The following is a 25114-nucleotide window of genomic DNA, read 5'->3' as shown; positions in this document are numbered from 1 at the left end:
GGCCGCTGCGGATCGTGTGCGTGTCCTCGGTCATGAGCAGCCCCATGGCGGCAGTCTAGACTTACCGAAGCTGCCGATCCACCGGGCTCTGAATGGCTGGCGTCGTCAACATGGTATTCTACTTCAGGAGCGCTGATAGTCGTCTTCAATCCGGATGATGTCGTCTTCGCCGAGATAGCTTCCGGTCTGGACCTCGATCAGCTCCAGCATGATCTTGCCGGGGTTCTCCATCCGGTGCACCGCGCCCATCGGGATGTAGATCGACTCGTTCTCGTGCACCGTCTTGACGGTCTCGTTGACGGTGACGCGGGCGGCGCCGCGGACCACGATCCAGTGCTCGGCGCGATGATGGTGCTTCTGCAGCGACAGACGCCCGCCCGGCTTCACCACGATGCGCTTGACCTGATGGCGCTCGCCATTGTCGACCGACTGGTAGCTGCCCCAGGGCCGATGCACCCTAAGGTGCTCCTCGGTGACCTTCGGTGCCACCGCCTTGAGCTTGGTCACGAGCCGCTTCAGGCCGTTGGCATCCTTCTGGCGCGAGACCAGCACCGCATCCGCGGTCGCGACCACGACGAGATCGTCGACGCCTTCGAGCGCGACCAGCGCGGAATCGGTGGTGACGTTGCAGTTGCGCGAGTCTTCGAACACGGCGCTGCCGTGCGAAGCATTGCCTTGCGCGTCCTTCTCGGACAATTCCCACACCGCGTGCCAGGAGCCGACGTCGGACCAGCCGCAGGACACCGGCACCACCGCTGCACGCGCGGTCTTCTCCATCACCGCATAGTCGATCGAGATCGCCTTGGCCGCGCCGAACGCCTCGGGCTCCAGCGTCACGAAGCCGAGATCGCGGCCGGCGTTGGCGACGGCATTGGAAATCGCCTCCACGCTCGCCGCGTCGACCTTGCGGTATTCGTCGAGCAGCACGCTGGCCGGGAACATGAAGTTGCCGCTGTTCCAGAGATAGCCGGAATTGACGTAGTCGGCCGCCTTCACCGCGTCCGGCTTCTCGACGAAGCGCGCGACCGCGTGCACCGTGCCGGAGATCACCTCGCCCGGGCTGATATAGCCGTATTCGGTCGCCGGCCGCTCCGGCTTGACGCCGAAGGTGACGATCCGCCCGGCGCTCGCAGCGATGAGACCTTCGCGGCACGCCGCGACGAAGGCGGCATTGTCCTGCACCACATGGTCGGCGGCGAGCGCGAGCACGATGGCTTCACCGGCGCGGTTCTGCGCGAACACCGCGCCCGCGGCAATCGCGGGGCCGGAATCGCGCCGCATCGGCTCGAGGATCACGTCGGCCTCGATGCCGATCTCGGCGAGCTGCTCCAGCACCATGAAGCGATAGGAGGCATTGGTGATGACGATCGGACGATCGAACAGCGAGGCCTCCGAGACGCGCGAAAGCGTGTCCTGGAAGGTCGAGCGCGTGCCGAACAGCGGCAGGAATTGCTTGGGGCGCACCTCGCGCGAAGCCGGCCACAGCCGCGTGCCGGCACCGCCGCACATGATCAGGGGGATAATGCGTTTGTCCATCGTCATTTCAAACCTTGAAGTAGTCCCGATACCAGGTGACAAAATTACGAACCCCGTGCGCAATCGGCGTTGACGGTGCAAAGCCGGTGTCGCGCATCAGATCCGAGACATCCGCGAACGTTTCCAAAACGTCTCCCGGCTGTGCCAGACTGGAAGGGCGGGGGCAAGGCTTCGGGCGTCAACAGGCGGCGTCTCCGGAATTGCGCCATTGCAAGCTCCGCCATGACCACCACATGGTCAACAGCCCAGCTGCACCCGTATGCCGCGGATATGCCTTGGCACCGGACAAACCGCGATCAAGCGACTTGTATCGTCATAATTTCGTGCCTTCAGGCTGCTTTTCTTCCGGACCCATGCGCTGACTTGATTAATGCAAATCACGACTGCGTCGCATTAACGAATCATAACGGCATAGAATTGAAACTCTTCATCAACGGCCGCTTTCTCTCGCAAAAGCTGACCGGCGTTCAGCGTTATGCCGCCGAAATGGTCAAGGGCGATCGATGCCTTGCTGGCGTCAGAGCACTCGCCTGCCTCGCTCAGGCAAGCCGAGTGGCAATTGCTCGCGCCAAGCGAGGCAAGCGAGGCAATCAATCTCAGCCGGATCAAGGTTCGCAAGGTCGGACGCTTGAGCGGCCATGCCTGGGACCAAATTGAACTTGCGCGCGCCGCCGCCGGCGGTCGCCTCATCAGTCTGGCCAATTCCGGGCCAGTCTTGCATCGTGATCACATCGTCGTCATCCATGATGCACAGATCTTCCGCAGGCCCGACTTCTTCAATTGGCGCTACTTGGCCGTTCATCGGACGATGGATCGGCTGCTCGCACGCCGGGCGACAATCGCTACCGTATCGGCCTTTTCCCGCGAAGAACTGGCGGCAACGCTCCGTCTGTCGAAAGCGGGTATGCCGATATTCCCAAATAGCGCAGAACACTTCGCGGCGACAACGCCCGATCCCGGTATTCTCGCCCGGCTGGGGATTCAGCCTCGCAAATATTTTCTCTTTGTGGGCTCCAAAACCAAGAACAAAAACCTCTCCGTTGCAATCGAGGCGGCACGGCTGCTCGAACGAAACGACATTCCGCTGGTCATCGTTGGAGGCGATAACAGCAAGGTATTTCAAGATAATCTGGGCAAAAGCGATTCAGGCCTGCTTCTCGCTGGACGCCTGACCGATAGCGAAATTGCCGCTCTCTATGCACACGCGCTGGCGTTCGTTTTTCCCTCTCTTTATGAGGGCTTCGGTGTACCACCGCTTGAAGCCATGGTCTTCGGCTGCCCGGTCATAGCGTCAACGGCTGATGCGGTTATGGAAACGTGCGGCGAGGCCGCTGCTTATTTTTCCGCCACGGACGCGGGCGCGCTGAAGCAGCTTATGCTTGAAAGGCTAACAGTTGGCGCAATATCCGATCACGAGCGAAGAAAACAGCGAGATCGCCTCGCATTGTACTCGTGGCAAAAATCCGCAGGGGCACTGCTGGAATTTCTCGCGCGGGCGCCACACTTAGCAACGCTGCTTAAGTTGGCAGAGTGCGCTCAAATTTTGAGCGCGGCGCTCTTGGGCAAAAGGTTGATTTGCGCAAGGGCTGACAACCAATCGTCGCAGGATTGGTTCCATCCGCGCGATTTGACTTTGACGAGCTGCAATGGTGCAAGCGCCTTGGCGCAACAAGACCACATCGCTGCCTAAATCTCGCTACGTATCGGATGGATTGTGGTCGCATCAGTAGATGCTCAGGTAAGGATGCATAATGTTCAGCTCGCCAACGCAATCCGCGGCAAGGCAGCCGTTGAAAGTGCTGCACGTCGCGGAAACGATCCGGGGCGGGATTGCGAGCTACCTGAACGAGTTGCATCCGCGGCAGCAAGCGAGCTTCGGCGCCGACAATGTGCATTATGTCGTGCCGTCAGATCATCGTCACGACCTCCCTGCAGTCGATGAGAGCCAGATCACAACGTTCGAGAGATCTGGCCGCAGCATCTCTGGCCTGTTCCAGATGTTGCGCGCGAGCATGCAGGCGCTCGACGCCCTCAAGCCGGACGTGGTGCATCTTCACTCGTCGTTTGCCGGGCTCGTTCTCCGTCCCGCGCTGGCAGCTCGTTCGGAAGGACCCCGCGTCGTCTATTGCCCGCACGGCTGGGCGTTCGCGCGAGAGACCGGACGCCTGAGCCATCTGGCGACGAAAGCGGCAGAGAAACTTCTGGCTCGCACATCGGACCGCATCATTTGCATTTCCGGCGACGAGTTCAATGAAGCAGTCCGCGCGGGAATTCCCGCTGACCGCCTCACCCTGGTGCACAATGGCATATCAAGGAGCCGCCCGTCGCCGGCGGCTGTTGCGGCAGACTGGACGACAAAGAGGGCTAAGGTGCTGTTCATCGGCCGCCTGGACCGACAAAAGGGCTACGACCTTCTGATTGAAGCGGCCCGTTCGCTCGAAGATGTCCTGGATGTGCGCATTGTCGGCGCCTCGGTCGTCAGCAAACTCGAAGCCGTCACGGTTCCGGCCAACGTCTCTCTGCTTGGCTGGCTCGATCGTCAGCAGATCGAGACGCATTTGGAGGCGGCCGATCTCGTCGTCATCCCCTCGCGTTGGGAGGCCTTTGGCCTCGTCGCCCTGGAAGCGATGCGGGCGGCCAAGCCCATCCTGGCGTTTCATAGCGGTGCGCTGCCTGAAATTGTCGTCGACGGTGTCACCGGCGTGCTTTGCCAGCCGGTCGCCGTCCAGCCTCTCATCGACGGCTTCCGACGAGCGCTCGATCTGGATCTCAAGGTTTTGGGTCAGCGCGGTTATGACCGGTTCAAACAGTTTTACGACGTCCAGAAGACCCATCGCCAATTGCAGCAGGTCTATGTCGAGCTCCTGGACGACAACAAGATCCGCTTCGAGGAGACGGCAAAACTGCAATCGGATCTTTCGAAGCATTTTTGAGGTGAGTCGCGGCACACAAGAATCGATTGCGAGCATGATCTAGACGATGGCAGGCCACCGTACCTTGGGTCGCAATAGGCTTATCTGGATCACAAGCCTCATCGCGGCCGTTTATCTATCCGTCCCCGCATGCGCTCAACAGGCTCAGCCGCTCGAGAACAGGTTCCTGTTGGGTACCGGTACCCATCAGGGACTAGGTGGCCCGGTGAGCTCGCGAGGCTACGTGCCTTCCGTGAACATTGGCCAGATCAAGCAATTGGGCTTCAACGCGTTTCGTGATGATTTTCCCTGGTCTGATTTCGAATTGGCCGGCCGCCGGATGGGGTTCACGCCGCGGCTCGCCAGGCTCGATGCACAGGTCCAGTCCGGCGTTGCCCGTCCGCTCCTCATTCTCGCGTTCGGACATCATCTCGTTCCCAACTCCTCCCCGCCGACGACCGACGAAGCCCGGCGGCGATTCGCCGACTATGCGGCCGCTGCGGCGCAATCGGTGGCGCGGCAGCATCCGATTTTCGAGCTCTGGAACGAGTGGAATCTGGCCGCGAAGAAAGACCCTGCATTCTCGGCCGACAATTACCTGGCACTTGCCAAGGCAACCCAACCGGCAGTCCGGCGGGCGGCGCCGAATGCGCCTTTCGTGGTCGGCGCGATCGGCGACGACCCCGGCTGGACGTGGACGGAGAAGATGCTGCAAACCGGTATCCTCCAATACGCCGACGGCGCCTCGATTCATCTTTACAATTTTTGCATGGCGCCGGCGAAGCGCACGTCGACCGAGATTATCGAGCGGCTTTCGACGTTTCATCGCCTCGTCGGTCAAGCGAGCGGCAACCCGGATTTCCCCATCTACGTGACTGAGACGGGCTGGACCACGGCAACGAACAAATGCGGGGTCAGCGAGCAGGCTCAAGCCGACAACACGGCACAGCTCATTCTGTGGGCATCGACCGCGGCGCGATGGCTCAAGGGGATGTGGATCTACGAACTCAAGGACAGCGGCCAGAATCCGTCCGAACTGGAGGACAATTTCGGGCTCTACCGTTTTGACAATTCACCCAAGCCCATCGCTTGCGCGGCGCGTGGGGCCTGGGCGTTCATCCGCTCCAGCCTGAGCGCGGAACGAAGAAACCTCGCCAGCGGCGTTGTGTCGATTGAAGCGTCGTCGACAACCGGAGGCAAGGTGGCGGTCTGGTCAGAGGATCCGAACCGACATTACGAGGTTCGGCTCAAAGGGGATTTGCGAGGCGCGACCTTTGCTACGCCGTGCGATACGGCTGCAAGGCCAGCCTCCGGGGTCTGGATGCCGGTCTCGAGCACGCCAGTCCTGATCACCGCCAACAATGATGCCATTCCCGGACTGGAGATACGGCCGGCACGGTAGTCGAGATTGTCGACAAGAGGTTCACTCCATGAAAATTCTTTTGACGTCCACGCTTTATCCGACACCACATGCACCGAAGATCGTCGGCGGCGCAGAGATCTTCGCACGACGGTTCGCCGAGGGGCTCGCCCAACGCGGCGATGAGGTTGAAGTCATCCGAGCCGCATCCGCGCCCGAACAAGACGCGTGAACTATGCAACGGCATCAACGTCTATTCCGCACCTGTGCGAAACGTCTATCTGCCCTTTACGGAGCAGAAAAACGTCATGACGCGAAGCATTTGGCATGCGATTGACGATTGGCAGATCCATGCACCGACGATCGCGGAGCGAATTCAGGCCTTCAAGCCGGATGTGCTGCACACCAACAATCTTTCAGGCCTGACCACCGCGATCTGGCGGGTCGCCGCGCGGCTTGGCGTCCCAGTGCTTCATACGCTCCACGACTACTATTTGACCTGTCCGCGCTGCTCGCGCTTTAACAATGGGCGATCCTGCGAGCGCACGTGCACGAGTTGCGGAATCCTGACGTATCACCGCAAGCGCGCAACGCGTTGGCTCAGCGCCGTGGTCGGCGTCAGCGAGCGCGTCCTTTCCATTCACACCGACATGGGCATGTTTGCCGAGACGCCGATCCGCACTGTCATCCGCAATGCCTCCACTGAGCCGCCGCGCTCGCCTTATCCCCGTCCCGTCTGCACGACCGAGGTGACGTTCGGGTTCATTGGGCGGCTCACCGAGGAAAAAGGTATCGACAACCTCATGCGAACCCTCGCAATGCTGCCGCCTGATCGGATCCGGATGATGATCGCCGGCCGCGTGAGCGATGAGGAACAGCAGCGCCTGAGGAAGCTGGCGCCGGATGCCCGGATCGAGTTCATGGGATTTGTGTCACCCGACGAATTCTACAGGCAAGTCGACGTGGTGGTCGCCCCCTCCATCTGGCACGATCCCGGCCCACTCGTCGTCGCAGATGCCAAGGCAGCCGGCAGGCCGCTGCTCGGAACGCGCTTTGGTGGCATGCCGGAGGTCATCAAGCACGGCGTAACGGGCTGGTTGACCGAAGCCGATCCACAGTCTTTGGCCGAGAGCATGCTCGAGATCGCTGCGAATCCACACAAGATCGATGAGATAAGCCGGCGACTTATTGCGGATACGAACAAGTGGATCTTTTCAGACGTATTGTCGTCGTACAAGACTCTGTATGAGCAATTGCGCGAGCAACGGATGTCATCGGTGCGCGCGCCGATGGCCGAGGCGCCGCAGAGAACCGCTGTCGCGAAGAGTCGCCTCCTTCCGAGATGATCCGTCTGTTCGCAATCGCGGGCTATTTCTATCAAAGCGCCGCAGCGGTCATCCTGATCTTCGCGATCAGTCACCTGTTGCCCGCTGCCGACTACACCGGTTTTTCCTTTGCGATGGCGTCGAGCCAGTTGCTGTGCGTTTTCATGTTCGAGTGGCTCCAGCTCTCCGGCCTGCGCTTTCTTGCGGCCGCCAAAGAAAGCGAGGCGGCTCGACTAAGATCGTCGCTCTTTGCAGCGGGCCTCTTGAGCGCCGGCGCGCTGATCGCGGTCGGGAGCTGCGCATCGCTGATCAGCGGTCCAAGGCCGGGCCTGGTCGCCCTGGGCCTGAGTGTGGCCGTTCTTCAGGGCTTGACCGATCTCTATTTTCTGTCGGTCCGTCTGTCCGATCGGCTGGGGACCGCATCCTTTCTTCTTGCTTTGCGTGCGACGGCGCTTCTGATCGGCGCGCTCGCGGGAGCAGCGATTTCACAAACAGCCGAAGCGGCGCTGCTCGGCATTGTGTCGGGTCACACGCTCGGCTTCCTCGCCGGCCTTGTCGCATATCGCACGCCACTCGCGCGCGTTACGCTGCGGACGATGCTGGCTGACTGGAAGGACTTCTCCCGCTACGGCATGCTTGCGGCCGGCGCTTCCGTCATCCATTTGTCGGTGCCGGTGCTGCTCCGCATCATCGTCATCGGTCGACTGGGGGCAACGGGGGCCGGCGCGGGATTTTCGATCGCACTCGACCTGTTGCAACGTCCCTTCTGGGTCCTCAATGCGGCGATCCACACCGTGAGCTATCCCGACGTGGTTAAGGACTTCGAACACGGCAGCGTCGCGAGATCGGTTCAATCGACGCGACGCATGTTCGAGTTCATGCTCTGCACAACCCTCGTGCTGCTTGGCGGGCTCGTCGCCTTCATTCCAGACGCGGCCCGGATCCTGGTTCCGCAGGAAAGCCTGAACGGGTTCCTGGCGACGGCGCCGACAGTGGCCGCGTTCTATTTCCTGCATACCCATCTCCAGGCGACGATCGCGGTCGTCCCGCATCTCGAAAAGCTCGCAACCCGGCTGGTCGTCGTCGCTGCGGGCCAGCTCGTGATGGTTGCGGCGTTCTCCCTGGTCGCGGTGTCTGCCGGCCTGTCGCCAGAAGGGGCAATCGCCTGGGCCTCGATCGCCACGCTCGCAGCGATTTTGGCCGCGCTCGGCCCTACCCTCAGGTTCCAGGCATTTCCGCGCGGGTCGCTGGTCATTCAAGCCGTTGCGGCCGCCATCATGATCGGATTGCTCGGGTCCATGCCGACGGAACCCGCGACATGGCTCGCCGGCAAGATCATTGTCGCCGCGGTTGCAACGGCCGTCATCGGCTGGAGCGGAAACTTTCTGAAGTTGGCTCGCCACGACTGATATGTCGCAACGGAGCCGCTGCAAAGCAGTTAGGCAATTGCAACCAATACGATTGTATCTGTTTGCTGCGCGCCACGGACGGGAAGCATTGCAAAGCCATCAGGCATTCGAACGCCGCGCGCAAGCTGCGCAGAGATTCGGCAGTGCGACCCGTGGAAATCTTGAAAGCGCCTTCCTCACGTCATGCTGCGCCGGCATCACATCATTATTCTGCTGAATCAGAGCTAGCCTGTTCCCTTGAGGAACCGCCGTTCGCTTTCGATTTGTAGCTCCGATTTTTATCTGAAATTCACATTCGACAGAGAAGGTTGAACGCAATCCCTGCGAGCAATTACGTTCGCGCAGAAATTCGAGTGTGAAATGTCGTCAGATCAAACCGTCCTGTCCGCCAGCGGCTTCGTCAACTCCATCGGTGTCAACACGCATGCCGGCTTCGGCTGGACCGACTACAACAATCTCGCGCTGATGGTCGACGACCTGAAATATCTGGGCGTCACCCGTCTGCGTGACGCGATGGGGACGAGCCCAGCTGCGCAGCCCGTCGTCGACGGTCTGGCGGCGGCCGGCTACAAATTCGACTTCCTGGTATCGTCCGCCTTGCCCCAGCTCGGGGCGGCCGGACTTCAAAGCTACATCGTCTCGCTCGAGAAATTCACGACGAGCCACCCCGGCAGCATCAGCGCCATCGAGGGGTTAAACGAAGCCAATCACCAGCCCTTCAGTTACCACGGCAGCTCGAGCCTCAGTGCCGCCGCCCACTACCAGAGCGCGCTCTATCAGGCGGTGAAGGGAGACGCCGCGCTCGCCAGCATCCCCGTCATCAACCTCTCGCTCGCCTACAACGACCCCCAAGGCTACAGCCAGCTCGGCAACATGTCGGGCTCGGTCGACTTCGTCAACGCGCACGCCTATGTCAGCACCGGCACGACCCCGAATAGCTCGCTTGCTGCAACACTGAGCGCCGTCGCGGCCGCAGCACCGGGAAAACCCGTCGTCATTACGGAAACGGGCTACACCACGCAGGCCAACACCCAATATCTCGGCGTTGACGAGACGGTGCAGGCCAAATCGATCCTGAACACGCTGGTCGACGCCTACAAGGCCGGCGTGAGCGCGACCTATCTCTACGAGATGTTCGACCGGGACTCTTCGGCCGCCAATACCAATCCGGAGGCCAATTTCGGCCTGTTCAACTCCGACGGAACACCGAAGCTCGCCGCGACCGCCGTCCACAACCTGACGAGCATCCTCGCCGATGACGGCAAGGGCGGCCACCAGCCGACGGATCCGTTGAACTACTCGCTGAGCAACATGCCGGCCTCGGGCAACAGCATGGTGCTCGGCAAGAGCAATGGCGCATACGAACTCGTGGTTTGGGCCGAGCCGAAACTCTGGAACGACGCGACTGATTCCGAGATATCCAATCCGACCGAGACCGTCACCGTAAATCTCGGCGGCGTGCATCATTCCGTCAAGGTTTATGACACTTTGACCGGAACATCGCCAATAACGACCTATACCGACGTCAGTTCGATCACCATTCCGGTCGGCGATCACCCGCTCATCATCGAGATCGACGCACCGGAGACCACGACGACTCCGCCGAGCACTGAGGCCAATATCACCGGTACCGGCGCCGAGATCGTGCCGCAGCTCTCTGATCTGAACTCATCGACGTCACTGGAGACGATCACGCTCACCGACACGCACGTCCTGCCGGTCGCATCGAAAGCGACGATGGACTACATGATCTCCCATTACGGAAGTGCGTTGGGCAAGATCCAGGGCGGATATTCGTTCTCGGTGACGAATTCGGCCTCGAACTGGACCAACACCAAGACCTATGATGCCGGCGGGAAGCTCGTCTCGACTGCTAATTCGGGCCTGAACAGCAGCGGCCTACCGATCTCGACCACGATCGTCTACGTGGACGGCTCCAACGACGCGATCGGCTACACCGCCGGTGTAAAGACCACCTCCGTCCATACCGCCACCGACGGAACCAAGACGACCGATACTTACAACACAGCGGGCGCTCTTCTCAACGAGGTCGTGCAGAAGTCGAGCGGCTATTATTCGACCACCATCTATACCAACGGCGTGAAGACCGCCGTCTATGTCAAGAATGCCGATCACACCCAGGACAACTACACCTACGCCATCAAGGGACAGAGCTTCACGAGCCAGGTTCAGCATGTCGATACGGCGGGCAAAGTCACTTCCGTGGTCCGCAGCCATGCGGATGGCTCGCTCGATTCAACGCAGGTCTACAACAGCGACGGCAGCAGCGTGATCACCACCTACAGCGCTACGGGGGTCAAGCTGGTCGAGACCGACTATCATGCCGATCACAGCAAGGACGTCTGGACCTACAACGTCAAGGGCCAGAACTATGCGACAGAGCACGACGTCTACGACCCAAGCGGCTTTCTCACCACCCTGACGCGCCTCCACACCGACGGCAGCCTTGCCTTCAAGCTGGTCCAGACGACCGACGGCACCAAGACGACCGATTGGTACAATGCCGCCGGCAGCCTCACCAGTGAGGTCGTACAGAAGGCCAGCGGCTTCAACTCGACGACGCTCTACAGCAACGGCGTCAAGACCAATGCCTATGTCAAGAATGCCGATGGCAGCCAGGACAATTCCGCCTTTGGCGTCACCGGCCAGAGCTACAGCACGCTGATCCAGCACGTCGATCCATCCGGCAAAGTCACGGCCGTGACCCGCAAGCACGCCGACGGCACGCTCGACTATACGCAGGTCATCAACAGCAACGGCAGCAGCGTCGTGACCAACTACGACGCCGCAGGCACGAAGACGAAGGAAACCGACTACAACGCCGATGGCAGCAAAGACCTCTGGCTCCTCAACGTGGCAGGCCAGAGCTACACGACCGAGCACGATATCTACGACGCGACCGGCTTTCTCACCACGTTGGTGCGCACGCATGCCGACGGCAGCCTGGCCTTCAAGCTGGCGCAGACCACCGACGGCACCAAGGTATCGGACTGGTATGACGCCGGCGGCGTCCTCACCAGCGAGGTCCTGCAGAAGACAAGCGGTTACAGCGCAACGACGATTTACACCGACGGTGTAAAGACCGCCGCCTACATCACCAATGCCGACCAGAGCCACGACAATTACAGCTACAACATAACCGGGCAGAGCTACACCACGCAGCACCAACACCTCGACGCCGCCGGCAGGACGACTGAACTTGTCCGCACGCATGCCGACGGATCGCTCGACTATACCCAGGTCGTCAATAGCGACGGCAGCAGCGTGGAGAGCAACTACAACGCCTCCGGCGTCAAGATGACGGAAACCGATTACCACGCCAACGGTTCGAAGGACGTCTTCCAGTTCCACGTCGCGGGGCAGACCTACACGAGCGAGCACGACAGCTACGATTCGACCGGCTTCCTCACCGACATCGTACGCACCCACGCCGACAACAGCCTGGCGTTCACCTTGGTACAGAGCTCAGACGGCACCAAGACTTCGGACTGGTACGACGCCAAGGGCGTCCACACCAGCGAGGTGACGACCAAGGCGGACGGCTACAGCTCCACGACCTCGTACACCAACGGCGTGAAGAGCGCCGCCTACATTACCAACGCCGATGGCACCTCGGACAACTGGGGCTACAACATCGCCGGTCAGTCCTACACCACTCAACATCAGCATCTCGATGCCTCGGGGCATATCGTGGAGGTGACCCGGACCCACGCCGACGGCACTCTGGATTACACTCAGGTCATCAACAACGACGGTAGCAAGCTGACGGACATTTACGACGGCTCTGGTTCCAAGACCCAGGAGACCGCCAACAACGCGGACGGCTCGAAGGATGTCTTCCTGTTCAATTTCAACGGCCAGACCGGAACGACACAGCACGAGCACTATAATAGTGCCAACGCGCTCCAATTCTTCGACGATACCAAGACGGACGGCACGCACAACGTCACCGCCGTCGCCGCGGGACAGACGATCCAGGGCGGAATCGGCAACGACGTGTTCTCGACCGCACCGAGCTCGACAACCGTCGCTTACGATCATGGCCAGGACCAGATCCTCAACTTCCAGTCTGGTGACGCCGCAACTCACGACGTGATCCAGATCTCGAAACTTCTCGCCGCGGATTACAGTCACCTACAGATCACGCAGTCCGACGTAAACGCCCTGGTCACGCTTTCGGCCAGCGACTCCATCCTCCTGAAGAACGTCAATGTCGCCAGCCTGACCAGCCACGACTTCCTGTTCGTCTGAACACAGCGGAACTGTCCACTGGAGCGCATCAATATCCCGGAGCCGGGACCAGCTACGGCAGGTCCCGGCTCCGTTCAATAATTAGGCGAATGCTTGGTCGACAGGCACCGGTCGCGCGATGGCAGCTCTGCCGGCGGCGATAGACGGTCCAGCGCGAAGAATTGAAGCGAGCTAATTGCGGTTGCGCCCCGGCGGCCAACCGACGCAGCGAACTTGCGTCACAATTGATCTCTAGAGAGGAGTAACGCCACGCAAGGAATTCGAAGCTCGATGGAAGCCAATGAAGCAAGACGTTTTGTAGTTCTCGACTTCTATCGCTTCGTCGCGGCCCTTGGCGTTTTCGTTTTCCATCTAAAAACCCTCGACAGCGGTATTGCACCGGCCTGGAACGGTTCTTATGGCCTTTTCGTGGACATGTTCTTCATTCTGTCCGGGTTTGTGATCTCCTATTCTTATCCGTCTGACGCGCGTGGTCTCAAGGCATATTCCCGGTTCATGATCCGCCGCATTGGGCGGATCTATCCGCTGCATTTTCTGACTTTACTGGTGTTCGTGTTGCTGATCGGGTTCGGTCTGGACCGATCGGCGAGGTCGACGCCGCTGGACTTCCTGTACAACCTCGTTCTGCTTCAAGCCTGGGGGGTTACCGATCACCTCAGCTTCAACTCGCCATCCTGGTCGATCAGCGCGGAATTCTTCTGCTATCTGGTCTTTCCCCTGCTTATGCTGCTTGCACGCAAGGTCCATCCGCTGGTGTTGGCCGCAATCGTCGCAGCGCTCTATCTGATCCTGGCCCACGGCCATTTGCCGATCTGGCAAGAACGATCGCAGATGTATGGAGCCAATTACGATTACGGGGTGCTTCGTGCGCTGCCGAGTTTCCTGAATGGAATCCTGCTCGCTATCCTGTTCAGGTTGTCGCATCCCTATCGGCAAAAGCGGGTCGTCTTCGCCGGCATTGCACTGTTCGGGGTCTCCGTGCTTGTCTTGAACGTCTTCGCCAAGCCCGATCTGGCCATTATTCTGTTTTCCTGCGCCATCCTGCTCACCGCCGTCGGCGAGAGCGCCTTCTCCAAATTTCCAGGCGCCCGCCTCCTCGGACGGCTCGGCAACACATCATACGCGATCTACATGCTGCACGATGCCGTTCTCATTGCCCTGTTCAAGCCGTTATGGGCTTCGCTCGGACTACGTCCGGATCAGTTTGGCCTTTTCGCCTTGGCGTGCTGTGTGGTCCTGACGGTCATCGCGGACCGCACTTACGCCTATTTCGAGAACCCGGCTCGGCGCGTCATCAATCGCTGGGCCGATGGCGGAGTCGGGTCGCGTCCCAAGGCGCAACCCGCAACCGAGACGCCTATGCGTTTCGACAAGCCCGAGCAGGCAGTCAATTGACGCCGATGGCGTCGGCGCTCAGGCAACCTTACCGTCGGATTTCGGGGCAATCCGCGTCGAGCCTGCGCCCAGCAGCGGTGCGACATTGGCGCGAGACAACTCCATGACTGCCGGCAGCATGCGGCGGACCTGCGCGCCCGTGGTTTTATAGGCATCAAGGAACCTCCGTAGAAACTTCTCGAGATTGTCTCCGGTGAGAAGCTGCTCCGGTGAGAGCAAGAGCGATTCACTGACGCCGAAATGAGCGAACAGGCCCTGGAACTTGTCCTGATAGGTGATCGCCGCAACGGGCGTTCCCTGCCCGAGAGCCGCGATCGCGAGATGCATGCGGCCGGTGACAACCCCGTCCACCAGACCGACGACGGCCTTGATCTCGCTTGCGGATAGAACCTGGTCGACATGATGAACATGTTCGCCCAGCCTATCGCGCAAACGATCAGCCAGCGGCCGTAGGCAATTGTCGTCGGCGATTTCGGGACGATAGTCGTGCGCGAGCAACAGCCAGCTTGCATTGTTCTCACGCGACACGCGCCCCATTGCGCCCGCCGCAAGTTCGACCATTTGCTCCAACTTCGCCGGCTCAACCTTCCTGAACAACATCGGGTGGATATTGAATACAAAGACGTTGCGGCCCTGGCTGCGCTGCTCCTCTATTCTGGCGGCAATCTGCTTCACCGCCGCAGTGTCTTCCCGCGGCACCAGCATGAAAGCCGAATCGGCGACGAGGTGCGCACGCACCTGAACGAAATCGCTAAAGCGCTGAAGAGAGATCGCATCGCGCAGATTCAGGACCACGCCCGGGTCGAGCAGCCGAAATACCTCACGCAGCCCCTTGGCCGGGTGAGAGTTGAAGCTAAAGCCGAGCACGCTAACTTTCGCTCCGAACGCGACCATCAGGTCAGCAATTAGCAGCATACGAGCAGCGTCCACGCGAGAATAGTAACCATCGAGCACATCGGCGCCCAGAACCACCCCGAAATCCGGCCGAATTCTAGAAAACTCCTCTGCCACCGTCCTGTAGGAAAATCGCTCTGTCCAAAATTCGAGCGGCTTGAAACCCATTGCGCGCACTTCGGCGCTGGCCGCTTTGGTAGCGGTGACGATGTAAATTTCGAGGTCCGGATAGGTCACCTTTATCTCGCCGACAGCCGCCTCAATCATGGCTTCATCGCCCAGCGATTGATGAATGCACCAAGGATCCGACGGGAGCACGACGAGCCGGCGCGGATTGTTGCGTGGCGCGACGTTGACGCCGACGCTCTGCCGAGCGATCCTCCACTTGCGTAACTCCAGCAGATCGAGCGCAAGCGGCGTATTCTTTGCGCTGATCATCCATCCTCGAAGACGCCTGCGAATTGGCACCGGGATCAATTGCTTCACGACGTCCTCCTTATCTTCCTAAACGGTGGCACCACGCTTCACGACGAAAGCGATCAGGGAGAACAGCTGCTTCCGCCAGAACAGCAGGATGCTCATCACATAGGTCGCCCCAAAGCACGACGACAGCAGCCCCATCCGCAGGTAGGGGTTCATGTCTGACGTCGCTTCGCGGCACAGCGCAACTGCGCCGTAGGCCAGAACAATGGCGCAAAGGCAGCCTGCGACGGGCCGCAGAAACTGGTCCCAGCTCAGCCCCAGCAACCGGAGCGCCAGCGCGAATGTCACAGGAGTCACCACGAGCTGAGCGATGGCAAAGATCATCGCCAGCCGCCCTATGTCGTGCGACGGAATCAGAAACATTGCAGGCACAACCGTGCAGAATTTAAGAATGTTCAGCAGGAAGACGTAGTTCGGCTTGCCCATGGCGCCGAAATAGGCGCTGTTGACGAATTGCACGGTCTGAACCGCGCCGATCAGCATCAACGGTCTCATTACCGCTTCGCTGCCGCTCCATTTTGCACCAAATAGCAGCAGTGACACCTCCGGCGCGATGGCTGCAAGGAGCACAAAGACCGGAGAGCCGATCAGCGCTCCCAAGCTGACGCTGCGCAGATAGGCATCGGCAATACGATCACGCTCATGGGCGATCTTGGACAGCGCGCTCAGCGCAACATCCATGACTGCCTGGGTCAGCAACTGCATCAGGATAATGTAAACTCTCGCGCCCACGGTGTAGATGCCGAGCGCCGCGACACCATAGAGCGAGAGGATGATCATATCGATCGTACGCACGATGGCGAAATCAAGCAGCCTGTTCGACACGACGTGAATACTGTAACCGGTGAGCTCGCGAAAGCTCTTCAGGTTGCGGCGGCGCATCGGCAGCCATCGTGGCTGGCTCCAGAGCCACAGGCCGCTGACCGCGCTCTGAACGACCACCTGGATGACAAGGCTGAGCGCACCAAATCCAGCATAGGCGCAAGCGATTCCCACCACGCCGGAGATGGCGGTCGCTACCATGGTCCTCACCGCAAGCACGCGAAAGTCCATTTGTCGCTTGTAGAGCGCCTCCTGAAACAAGGTCGCGGTGCCAATCGGAAGCGAGAGGCTCGCGGCGGTCAATAGTGGCGCCAGCCCCTTCACGTCGAGCCAATGTTCGATATGCGTCGCCAGCAGCGCGATCAGGACCGCAAGGACCGACGATGCCGCCAACGAGCAGAAAAATGGCAGGGTCACGTCTTCGGGCTCCAGCGTACGGCGCTGGATCAACGCGTCACCAAAGCCGAATTCAGAGAGGGAGCTCAGGAGCAGCAGGATGAAGGCAACCAGCGCAGCGAGACCGAAATCAGTGGGATCGAGCAGCCGCGCCAATATCAGGAACAGAACAAACGACAGCGCACGGCCGCCCCAATTCTGGGCCAGCGACCACAACAACGCGACCACAACCTGCTGTTGTTTTCCTGGAGTGCCGTTCATCAACAAATCGACCCAATTCCAACAGATCCAGTCACAATCGCCCGCTAGAAAGCGAGGCAAGCGATGACCGCGCGTGCAGCTGTCTCAGTCACGATGACGGCCGCAATCGTGCGACAGTATGACGACCTCATGGCAATCAGATGAGCGCCATTGATCAGCCGATTTAGCGTGGAAGTGAGTTCAAATCGTGGACTACACTCCAGTCGGTCTCAACGATGTGATGCAAAATGGATGCCTCGATGAATACGTCCGCCACGCCTTCCAGGCACAACTCCAGGCGCTTGCGCGTAGCAATCTACGCACCGCATTTTGCAGAATATTCCTACCGGCTCGCATCAGGATTGTCCCGCCATTGCGACGTTCGCCTCGTCCTCAACCGCAAGGACGCAAACCAGCAATGGGAACTGGCCGACATCGCCGTGGCGAAAACCTTTGATACCCGGGTCCGCGATCTAAGCCTGCGGCGCGGCGGCGTGATCGGCATCCCGGCCTCCTTCCTCGATATAATATCCTTTCGTCCAGACGTGATTCATTGTCACGAAGTTCCGGAGATCTATACGTCCAGGCTGGTCCAGCTGCTGCGGCTGCTTGGAATTCCGCTGGCGCTAACTGTTCATGACGCCATTCCGCACTCGGAAGGCGGCTCCGGCACCTCTCCACGAGAGGATGGTTGGCGCGGACGCATGCGCTCGTCCGCGTCGCTCATCACGACGCATGGTGAGAGCTGTATCGGCGATTTTCGCCGCGCCTCACCTCACTTCAAGGGGAAAGTCATCTCCAGTATGCACGGCGTGCTCATGGTTCCGCCGACGCAAAGCGCGGTCACTGAGCCGGAATCCGGACGCATCCTGTTTTTTGGAAGAATGTGGGCTTACAAGGGCCTGGACGTCTTCATCGATGCGATCGACCTGTTGGCACGACGCGGGGTCGCGCACGAAGCGATCGTCGCCGGTCGCGGTCCCGAGATGACGCGGCTCGGCGGGCGGATGGAAGCGATGCCGACAGTCAAGGCGATCAACGCCTACATCTCCCCCAAGGAGACGGGACGGCTGTTCCAATCCGCGACCGTGGTCGCCCTGCCCTACAAGGATGCCTCGCAAAGCGGCGTACTTGCATCCGCCTACGGCAACTCCCGCCCCGTCGTCGCCAGCGCCACTGGAGGCATTCCCGACGTCGTGACGGACGGCGTGAACGGGCTTCTGGTCCCCCCCGGCGATGCTGCCGCGCTGGCCGATGCCCTCGAACGGGTGCTGACGTCGAAGCCACTCGCCGCAGCATTGAGCGACGGTGCGCGGGAGACGGCAATTGGTCTGTTGAACTGGGATCGCATTGCCGATGGACTGTTGCCATCATATTACAAGCTCGCGGGCCGTACCGTGAGCTGATCGTGACAGACATCGCGAACTTCTAGACGGATTGCTCCATCTTGCTCAACGGCCGAAACAACGTTGTGCGAACCGCGCCGTCCAGCAGACGCCTGAGCCTTACCTCGATCAGCTCGTAGCTGATCGCGCTTGCAACCAGCGACATCAACGAGCCGATCAGGATGAATGCCGCCCATAGCAGCCAACGATCGACGCCGACCGCGACGAGCTTCAGCCCGATCACCTGCAGCGGAAACAGCACAAAAGGATGCACGAGATAGAGGCTGTAACTTATCTTGCCCACATATTGCAGGGCCGGCGTGCTGAGAGCCCGGGCGAGGCCTGAGTCAGGGGACAGCACCATGCCGAACAGCAGGACACCGGGAACCAGTCCCACGAACGGATGAAACAGCACCAGGCTCGCATACATGGCGACCCCGCAAGCCAGGCCGGCTATCAGACCGAGAGGCCCCGGAATGGAGATACGCCAACCCGTGGCGCTGAACAGCATCCCGATGCAGAAGAACGCCGTAATCGGCCAATGCATGAGGCAGGCGACCCCCAGCAAGATCAAAGGCGTCGCGAGCATCCTGCCTCCGATGCGCAACATCGAGAATGTCAGCGCGAACCAGATGTAGAACGCCCACTCGTAGGTCAATGTCCAGGCGTTCTGCTGAGCGATGGGCAAGCCAAGCGCGTCCTGCACGAAGAACAGATTCGCGGCGAAGATTCCGAGATAGCTGGTCAGATCGATTCCGCGGAAGAACTTGTAGCCGACAACCGGGCCGACAGCGAACAACGCAAGATGCAGGACGACGAATACCGGCATGATGCGCAGGATACGGTCGAAGAAGAACCGCGGCAGCGAGCCGTGCCGCACCAGACTCGCCGGGATCAAGAAGCCGCTGATCATGAAGAACAGTTCGACACCGTGCCCGCCGACATTGATCACCGACTGCAGCCAGAGCCAGAGCGGCGGCAGGAAGCCGGGATCCGGAATGTCGTACATGCCCCCCTTCGGCATGTCGTAGAAATGATCCATCAGCACGCTCAGGGCCGCAATGCCCCGCAGCCCCTGGACGGACGGAACGAACGATCCGTCGTGTCCTGGGCTCGCCTGGTGCGCAGCTCTCGTCATTCCGCGGCACCCTGCGTGCTGAGAGCAGGATCGAGAACGACCGGCTTCCTGCGCGCCGAGCGGAACCTCTGCCCGAAGGAAATGCTGGGCTTCTCGACGAAGGTATACGTCATCCAGCTGACCAGGATCGACAGCATCACGATCATGACGGCGAAGGCCGACCATCCCAACGGTCCATCGCCGACCCAGGCGAGGCGGTGGATCCCGACGATCACGAATGGCGACATCAAGTAGACGGAATAGCTGATCGTGCCGACGAATGCCATCGCGCGCCAAGCCATCCTCTCACCGAATGCAGCAAACGCGATGAAGACGAGCGCAGCGCAGACATAGGCCGATCCGATCGAATAGCTGTAGAAGAAGTTCTCCTGATAGACGCCGCCGAACCGCCTGTCGGACAACGTGATGGCGAAGATCGCGTAGAGCGCCGTACAAACGCCCACGTGCGACCAACGCAGCTTTCCGCCGATGACCGTGTCGCGAACGACCTTACCGAGGAACATCGCCGAAAGGTTCAGTCCAACCTCCATCAGAGACGAAACCGTCCTGCTTTCGATCAGAAGCGCCGCGGCCGTCCCAATCAGCGCGGCAGCAATGACAATCCCAACTGCGGTCAGGGGCCGGTTCAGCAATCCCATCGCAAAGAGAAGGGTGCACCCGAAATAGAACAGCAGCTCGATCGCCAGCGTCCAATAGAAGACCCAGAGGTTCGGGATGTTCACGAAGGTCTGCAGCATCGTCACGTTGGCGACGATCTGCGACAGCGGATAGACTTTGGACTCCAGCACCAGCATCGTGGCGAGCCCGATCAGCATCGAGGTCCAGTAGGCCGGATAGAGCCGGAAAAAGCGACTGATCGTAAAATCCCGCACCGGGGTCGCGCTATTCGGAAAACTGAACGGGATGACGAAACCGCTGACGAAGAAGAACAGCACGACACCGAACCGGCCGAAGTTCATGTAATAGGCCGATCGCGTCGTGGAAGACCCAGTAGTAGGCGCCCGTCGGGTGCTTCTGGACGATCACCTCAAGCACGTGCTGGAACAGAACCGCCAACACGGCGATGCCGCGCAGCGTATCGATGAATGCGAGCCGCTTATGCATTGTTCGTTCTCACCTGCTTCTGCCCGCCGCCGTCCTCGGCACGTCTATGCCGAGACCGTCCAGCGAGCGTATCGGCCGCGGTACCTCCATCGGGACGGCATCAACTGCCCGCGCGGATGTGGCGCGTCGGGAGAATACTTCACTGAAGCTCAATGCGATGATCAGGAGGCCCGACGCCGGACCGTAGTTCAAGACCGTAATCGTGAACAAATTGACGACGAAGATGAGCGTCAGCTTGTATACGTCGGTCGCCCCGAAGTTCGCACGAAACACCATCACCATGAATGCAACGAACGGGAGCCCGAACATCAGGTATGTCCCGATGTAGAAGTTGTCGACGGGCACCCAGTACGCCGCGAGCGGCGAGAACAGCTTCTGCGGATAGTTGAAGCAACCCGCGCCACAGCCCGTTACCAGACCGATTGGCATCAGTTGGCTCATATAGACGAACGGCAACTGCCAGCTGTTGTTGATCCGGTCGATAATGCTGAACATGGTCGAGTGCGGCACCGCCGCCGTTCCCGATGCGACCACGATCATGAAGAACGGGACCAGGATCGCAGCAAACGACCACAACGCGATAGCCCGGATCGCGGGGAAGCGGGACTTCTCCGGCAACATTCGCACCATCACCAGCAGCACCAGGTACAGTACAAGGACGATCATGGTCGTCTTGCTCGTGGTCAGGCGAATGACGTAAACCGCAAGGGAGCCGTACAGAAGGCACCACATCGTGCTCTTGCGAATTGACGTGATCGCAAACGACACCAGGATGAAGAAGGCGGCCATGGTATTGTCGGCGGCAAAGCCCATAAGGCGCTGATCGTCGCCGCCGTAGGCCCACCACAGCCGGCCCGCCTCGCGTACCGCGCCGAAAGACTCATATTTGTAGCCGACCCAGGGCATGACGTAGAATTTGGTCAGCAGCACGCCGATCACGGAGAGATAGAAGGTCGCGGCGATCACCGACAGCAGCTTTCGGTAGGAACCGAGGCTTGAATCGCAGAAGCAGAATCCGACAAACACGGGCAGCATCATCTTGAATGACGAGATCGCTGCGGTGGCGGTGCCCATCATGAAGTAGCCGAGAACCAGCGACAGCATGATTTGCGCGAACACGAGGAGGGCCAGCGTGCTGCGATTGCGCAAAATGCAATGGACGAAGAACTGGACCAGACACAGCAGCGCAACGGCGTCGGGCAGGTACCAGAGCGTGTCGAGGTGAAGGATGCTGGTGTAGTAGCGTATCACGCCGCCGAAGGCATCCCGGACCAGATAGACCCCGAGCGCGATCGCCTCGATGCTAAGGCTGATCAGCGTGACTCGCGGGCGCTGGAGCGCGAGGGCGGTCATGCTGGCCTCAGTTCGTCAGCCGCGCCGATGGCGCAGGAGATGCCGAGAAATCGGGCCGGCTTCCAAGAGCGTTCCGAAGCAGCTTGCCGCCGAGGACTTCGATGTAGAGATAGCTGAAGTGAGAAACCACCAGCACCGCTGCCAGTGAGACCACGAGATTCAGCGTGGCCGGCAGTCCCGCCCAAATCGAATCGAGTGCAGCGATCGGCCGCGGCCCGAGCGCCCGTACGAAGTACTCCGCGAACAGCACCACGAGCGCATGCACCATATAGATTGAGTAGGACCGGCGTCCGAGCCAGACCAACGGCCTTGCCACCAAGATCCGCGGCACCAGCAGCGCATCTGGAAAAGCCAACAAACTGCCGAGGAAGATCGCGAAAGTCAGTGGCGCAAGGAAGGTAATCGCCGGATTGGTCTCCGCAAGCGACACCAGCGCGATACTGGCAATCATGGCAACCAATTGCAGCAGGCCCTGCAGGGCCGGACCCGGCTTGCGCGGCAAGCAATGGAACGACCTTCACCGTCAGCACGCCCAGGAAGAAGCTCACGAAACAGCGCAGGATGCCAAAGTCGGTCTGAAGCCCGAGGCTCCTCTTGTCGACCACGAACACGATGAAAAGGAAGCTTCCGACCACCAGCAATCCGCAAAGGACGTAGAACCATAACAGCGAACGCATCCGCTGGGCGAGCAGGACGATCAGGCCGAACACCAGGTAAGTATAGAATTCGACGCTGATGCTCCAGCTCGGCGCGTTCCAGCTGAGATAGTCGATGAACCCCATCGAATGCAGAAGAAAGACGTTGAGCACGAAGGAATAGGCATTGTTCACCTCGAAGGCTGCGGGAGCTGCAACTACGACGCCGGCTGTGACCAAGCCGATACGCAGGAGGCGGAACAGGAGATTTGCGATCAGCATGACGATGTGCAGCGGATAGACCCGCGCCAGACGCCGCACCATGAACTCGCGCAACGAGAAGCGGCCGAAGTCGCCGTCGACATAACCCAGCGACATCACCATGCCGCTGAGAACAAAGAACAAGTCGACCAATAGCCACGCGCTTCTGAAGAATGAGCAATTGATCCATGCATTGTGTGGGAATGCCGTCAGAAAAGTCGGCATCAGCAGAAGATGGTGGATCACCACAGATGTCGCGGCAACACCCCGGATGCTGTCAAGCGGCAGGACATGCGCTTTCTCACGATGAACCAGCTCCGTCACATCGACATTCCGTAGCTATTGCACTGCAGCAGTGTGTATCAGGTCTTTGCGTGCTTTCAATCTTCACGATTGGAGAATCGCATGTGGCGCATGGCGACCAGCGATAAACTCATCGCTCGCTCTCATTCGGACATGCGCGTGACAAGTTTGCGCCGTTTTTGTTTTCGCGAGCGCCACGACGAGCTGCCGAATGTTCGCGAGCGTTTGCGAACAAAGTATGCGCGAAATCCGGCCATGTTGCGATTCTCGCTTTAATTAAAGGCGTTTCTCATTCGTTCAGGGGATATCTTTGGAACAAAATGCGTGTGTCGGTTTTGCGACTACGTCTCGCACCGCCTCGAAAAACTTCAAACTGCAACATTCGTGGGCGGCGACGTGCTGATCGCGCGGGCATCGGAAATCCCGCTGCAACCGACGAGGGACAGTCGGTGCATTCACAATCGGCGGCAGATTCACCTGAATGAAACCACGGCCTTTTGCATCGCACAAAAATTGACACAGTTGGCTGTCACTGCTCGCTGGTATTTGTTTTGCAGCAACGACGAAGGGACACGGATGAGCTGCGGATTGACACGTCGCCGTGCGAAGCCGCGACGGCTACCGATCATATTGACGGGGTGTGCTCTGATCGCATCGAGCGTTGGTCCTTCCCAAGCTCAATGCGTCGAATTCGCGGATCGCGCCTCGCAAGTCGAGCTCGACGCCTTCGTAAAGTCGCCTTCTTCGCTCCTGGAGCGGCTGCGCAACGATAAAGAGAAGCTGAGGTCGCGGCTTTCCACATATATCGCGACCAATCCCTCGGTATTGCCGTCAGTGCAGACGCTGATTTCCGCGGCGGCTTCCCCCGATCGCTCGGCGATCGGCGCAGCGCTGCGGGTCGCAGAAGCGCGATGCACGTCTACGAAGCCGGACGCTGCGCGCAAGATCAAGGATTTCACGCAACGGGTCGGGGATCTCGCCGTGCAAGCAGGCTATTCCGCTGCGGGGGAAGATGCATCCAGCGCGCCATTGCAGCCGAGAGACAATGGACCGGCCCTTCCGACTCGGGGCGGAGCTCTCTTGGACGGCGAGTGGAAGACCAAACTGGCCAACCCGTTCAAACCTGTTCCCATCCCAAATTGATCAGTGACCGTTAAGGCAGCGAATTTGCAAATGTATCAGCCCAGAGAACACTTCCGATCGGGACACCGATTCGGCATCGAGTTTGGCGGCGCGGTCCTCAGCTTCGACCGCGTGACCGACGTCCTCCGTCGGCAATGGCCCCTCATCGCTGCGACAGTTGGCGCAGCGCTGGCTCTGGTGATCGTCTACCTGATCCTGGCGAAGCCGATGTATACGGCGAACGCCCGCATCATGATGGATACCCGACAAACCCAGGTTCTGGACAAGGACAGCGGCACCAACAGCGCTTTGATCGACACGGGCTTTGTCGACAGCCAGGTCGAAGTTATAAACTCTGACGACCTCATCCTTTCCATCGTTCGCCGCCTGCGGCTAACGGAGGATCCGGAGTTCAACGGCTCCAATCCGGGACTTCTCACCACCGTTATCGGCAAGGTCATGGCTGTATTCGAATCCCGCGAACCGCCCTCGCAGGAGCGGATCGAACACGCCGTGGTCGAATCGATTCAAAAGGGTCTCAGAGTCGAGCGCGTCCTGACCACATACGTCTTGTCGCTCAGTTATCGCGCGCACAACCCGGACAAAGCGGTCAAGGTCGTAAATGCTATCGCCGATGCCTATATCGTGGGCGCACTCGAAGCCAAATACCAGTCGACCAAGCGGGCGACCCGAATGGCTCCAGCAGCGGAGCGTCGAGCTTAGCGAGCAGGCGACGGCCAGCGACCGCGCGGTGCAAACCTTCAAGGCG

20 protein-coding genes and 1 pseudogene are annotated in these 25114 nt (G+C 59.9%); 12 read left to right on the top strand and 9 right to left on the bottom strand.

Annotated elements, in window-relative coordinates:
* Positions 1-123 precede the first annotated feature (123 nt).
* On the bottom strand, positions 124-1536 hold the full coding sequence (locus ACVWYI_RS09515) for a mannose-1-phosphate guanylyltransferase/mannose-6-phosphate isomerase (protein WP_456661803.1): 1413 nt from the start codon (positions 1534-1536) through the stop codon (positions 124-126).
* Positions 1537-1543: 7 nt separating this feature from the next.
* A pseudogene (locus tag ACVWYI_RS09510) lies at positions 1544-1678 on the bottom strand (UDP-glucuronate 5-epimerase); the annotation flags it as partial.
* A gap of 333 nt (positions 1679-2011) precedes the next feature.
* On the opposite strand from ACVWYI_RS09510, the gene ACVWYI_RS09505 reads away from it, so the two are divergent.
* The 8 genes from ACVWYI_RS09505 (at position 2012) to ACVWYI_RS09470 (ending at position 14209) form a co-directional block, all read left to right on the top strand.
* On the top strand, positions 2012-3226 hold the full coding sequence (locus ACVWYI_RS09505; protein ID WP_456661802.1) for a glycosyltransferase family 4 protein: 1215 nt from the start codon (positions 2012-2014) through the stop codon (positions 3224-3226).
* A 61-nt stretch (positions 3227-3287) separates the two neighbouring features.
* Positions 3288-4469, top strand: coding sequence for a glycosyltransferase (locus tag ACVWYI_RS09500; RefSeq protein ID WP_456661801.1), 1182 nt, complete (start codon positions 3288-3290; stop codon positions 4467-4469).
* Between the two features lie 46 nt (positions 4470-4515).
* Positions 4516-5850 carry a cellulase family glycosylhydrolase gene (locus ACVWYI_RS09495; RefSeq protein ID WP_456661800.1) on the top strand — a complete coding sequence of 445 codons (1335 nt, stop codon included), beginning with the start codon at positions 4516-4518 and terminating at the stop codon, positions 5848-5850.
* 28 nt (positions 5851-5878) lie between these two features.
* On the top strand, positions 5879-6040 hold the full coding sequence (locus tag ACVWYI_RS09490) for a hypothetical protein (RefSeq protein WP_456661799.1): 162 nt from the start codon (positions 5879-5881) through the stop codon (positions 6038-6040).
* A 34-nt stretch (positions 6041-6074) separates the two neighbouring features.
* Positions 6075-7154: a glycosyltransferase family 4 protein gene (locus tag ACVWYI_RS09485; RefSeq protein WP_456661798.1), complete on the top strand. Its 1080-nt coding sequence runs from the start codon at positions 6075-6077 to the stop codon at positions 7152-7154.
* On the top strand, positions 7151-8542 hold the full coding sequence (locus ACVWYI_RS09480) for a hypothetical protein (RefSeq protein WP_456661797.1): 1392 nt from the start codon (positions 7151-7153) through the stop codon (positions 8540-8542). Before ACVWYI_RS09485 ends, ACVWYI_RS09480 begins: the two co-directional genes overlap by 4 nt.
* A 360-nt stretch (positions 8543-8902) precedes the next feature.
* Positions 8903-12814, top strand: a complete 3912-nt coding sequence (locus ACVWYI_RS09475) for an RHS repeat protein (RefSeq protein WP_456661796.1) — start codon at positions 8903-8905, stop codon at positions 12812-12814.
* 270 nt (positions 12815-13084) lie between these two features.
* Entirely contained in the window at positions 13085-14209 is a 1125-nt protein-coding gene (locus ACVWYI_RS09470; protein WP_456661795.1) for an acyltransferase family protein, read from the top strand.
* An 18-nt stretch (positions 14210-14227) separates the two neighbouring features.
* Here the strand turns inward: ACVWYI_RS09470 and ACVWYI_RS09465 are convergent, their stop codons facing one another.
* Both ACVWYI_RS09465 and ACVWYI_RS09460 read right to left on the bottom strand, forming a co-directional pair.
* Entirely contained in the window at positions 14228-15589 is a 1362-nt protein-coding gene (locus tag ACVWYI_RS09465) for a polysaccharide pyruvyl transferase family protein (RefSeq protein ID WP_456661794.1), read from the bottom strand.
* A gap of 18 nt (positions 15590-15607) precedes the next feature.
* Entirely contained in the window at positions 15608-17065 is a 1458-nt protein-coding gene (locus tag ACVWYI_RS09460) for a lipopolysaccharide biosynthesis protein (protein ID WP_456661793.1), read from the bottom strand.
* Positions 17066-17304: 239 nt separating this feature from the next.
* Between ACVWYI_RS09460 and ACVWYI_RS09455 the strand changes: the two genes are divergently transcribed.
* The gene (locus ACVWYI_RS09455; RefSeq protein ID WP_456661792.1) at positions 17305-18450 is read left to right on the top strand and encodes a glycosyltransferase family 4 protein; all 1146 of its coding nucleotides are present in this window, start codon (positions 17305-17307) and stop codon (positions 18448-18450) included.
* 22 nt (positions 18451-18472) lie between these two features.
* Here ACVWYI_RS09455 and ACVWYI_RS09450 read toward each other — a convergent pair whose 3' ends face one another.
* Genes ACVWYI_RS09450 through ACVWYI_RS09430 form a run of 5 tightly spaced genes read right to left on the bottom strand, consistent with a single transcriptional unit; the run spans position 18473 to position 23244 of the window.
* Positions 18473-19567: an acyltransferase family protein gene (locus ACVWYI_RS09450; RefSeq protein ID WP_456661791.1), complete on the bottom strand. Its 1095-nt coding sequence runs from the start codon at positions 19565-19567 to the stop codon at positions 18473-18475.
* On the bottom strand, positions 19564-20526 hold the full coding sequence (locus tag ACVWYI_RS09445; protein WP_456661790.1) for an acyltransferase family protein: 963 nt from the start codon (positions 20524-20526) through the stop codon (positions 19564-19566). The genes ACVWYI_RS09450 and ACVWYI_RS09445 overlap by 4 nt, the downstream gene beginning before the upstream one ends.
* On the bottom strand, positions 20450-20671 hold the full coding sequence (locus ACVWYI_RS09440; protein WP_456661789.1) for a hypothetical protein: 222 nt from the start codon (positions 20669-20671) through the stop codon (positions 20450-20452). The genes ACVWYI_RS09445 and ACVWYI_RS09440 overlap by 77 nt, the downstream gene beginning before the upstream one ends.
* A 9-nt stretch (positions 20672-20680) precedes the next feature.
* The gene (locus ACVWYI_RS09435) at positions 20681-22024 is read right to left on the bottom strand and encodes a hypothetical protein (RefSeq protein ID WP_456661788.1); all 1344 of its coding nucleotides are present in this window, start codon (positions 22022-22024) and stop codon (positions 20681-20683) included.
* The gene (locus ACVWYI_RS09430) at positions 22021-23244 is read right to left on the bottom strand and encodes an acyltransferase family protein (protein ID WP_456661787.1); all 1224 of its coding nucleotides are present in this window, start codon (positions 23242-23244) and stop codon (positions 22021-22023) included. The genes ACVWYI_RS09435 and ACVWYI_RS09430 overlap by 4 nt, the downstream gene beginning before the upstream one ends.
* 81 nt (positions 23245-23325) lie before the next feature.
* Here ACVWYI_RS09430 and ACVWYI_RS09425 point away from each other — a divergent pair, with 81 nt between their 5' ends.
* From ACVWYI_RS09425 to ACVWYI_RS09415, 3 genes are all read left to right on the top strand, one after another.
* Positions 23326-23499: a hypothetical protein gene (locus ACVWYI_RS09425; RefSeq protein ID WP_456661786.1), complete on the top strand. Its 174-nt coding sequence runs from the start codon at positions 23326-23328 to the stop codon at positions 23497-23499.
* A 108-nt stretch (positions 23500-23607) separates the two neighbouring features.
* Positions 23608-24366: a hypothetical protein gene (locus ACVWYI_RS09420; RefSeq protein ID WP_456661785.1), complete on the top strand. Its 759-nt coding sequence runs from the start codon at positions 23608-23610 to the stop codon at positions 24364-24366.
* Positions 24367-24396: 30 nt separating this feature from the next.
* Positions 24397-25068, top strand: a complete 672-nt coding sequence (locus tag ACVWYI_RS09415) for a Wzz/FepE/Etk N-terminal domain-containing protein (protein WP_456661784.1) — start codon at positions 24397-24399, stop codon at positions 25066-25068.
* Positions 25069-25114: the final 46 nt, after the last annotated feature.

It is taken from the genome of Bradyrhizobium sp. LB13.1 (assembly GCF_054056815.1).
Note: the sequence above shows the minus strand (reverse complement) of the source record. Positions and strands in the feature narration are given on the sequence as shown.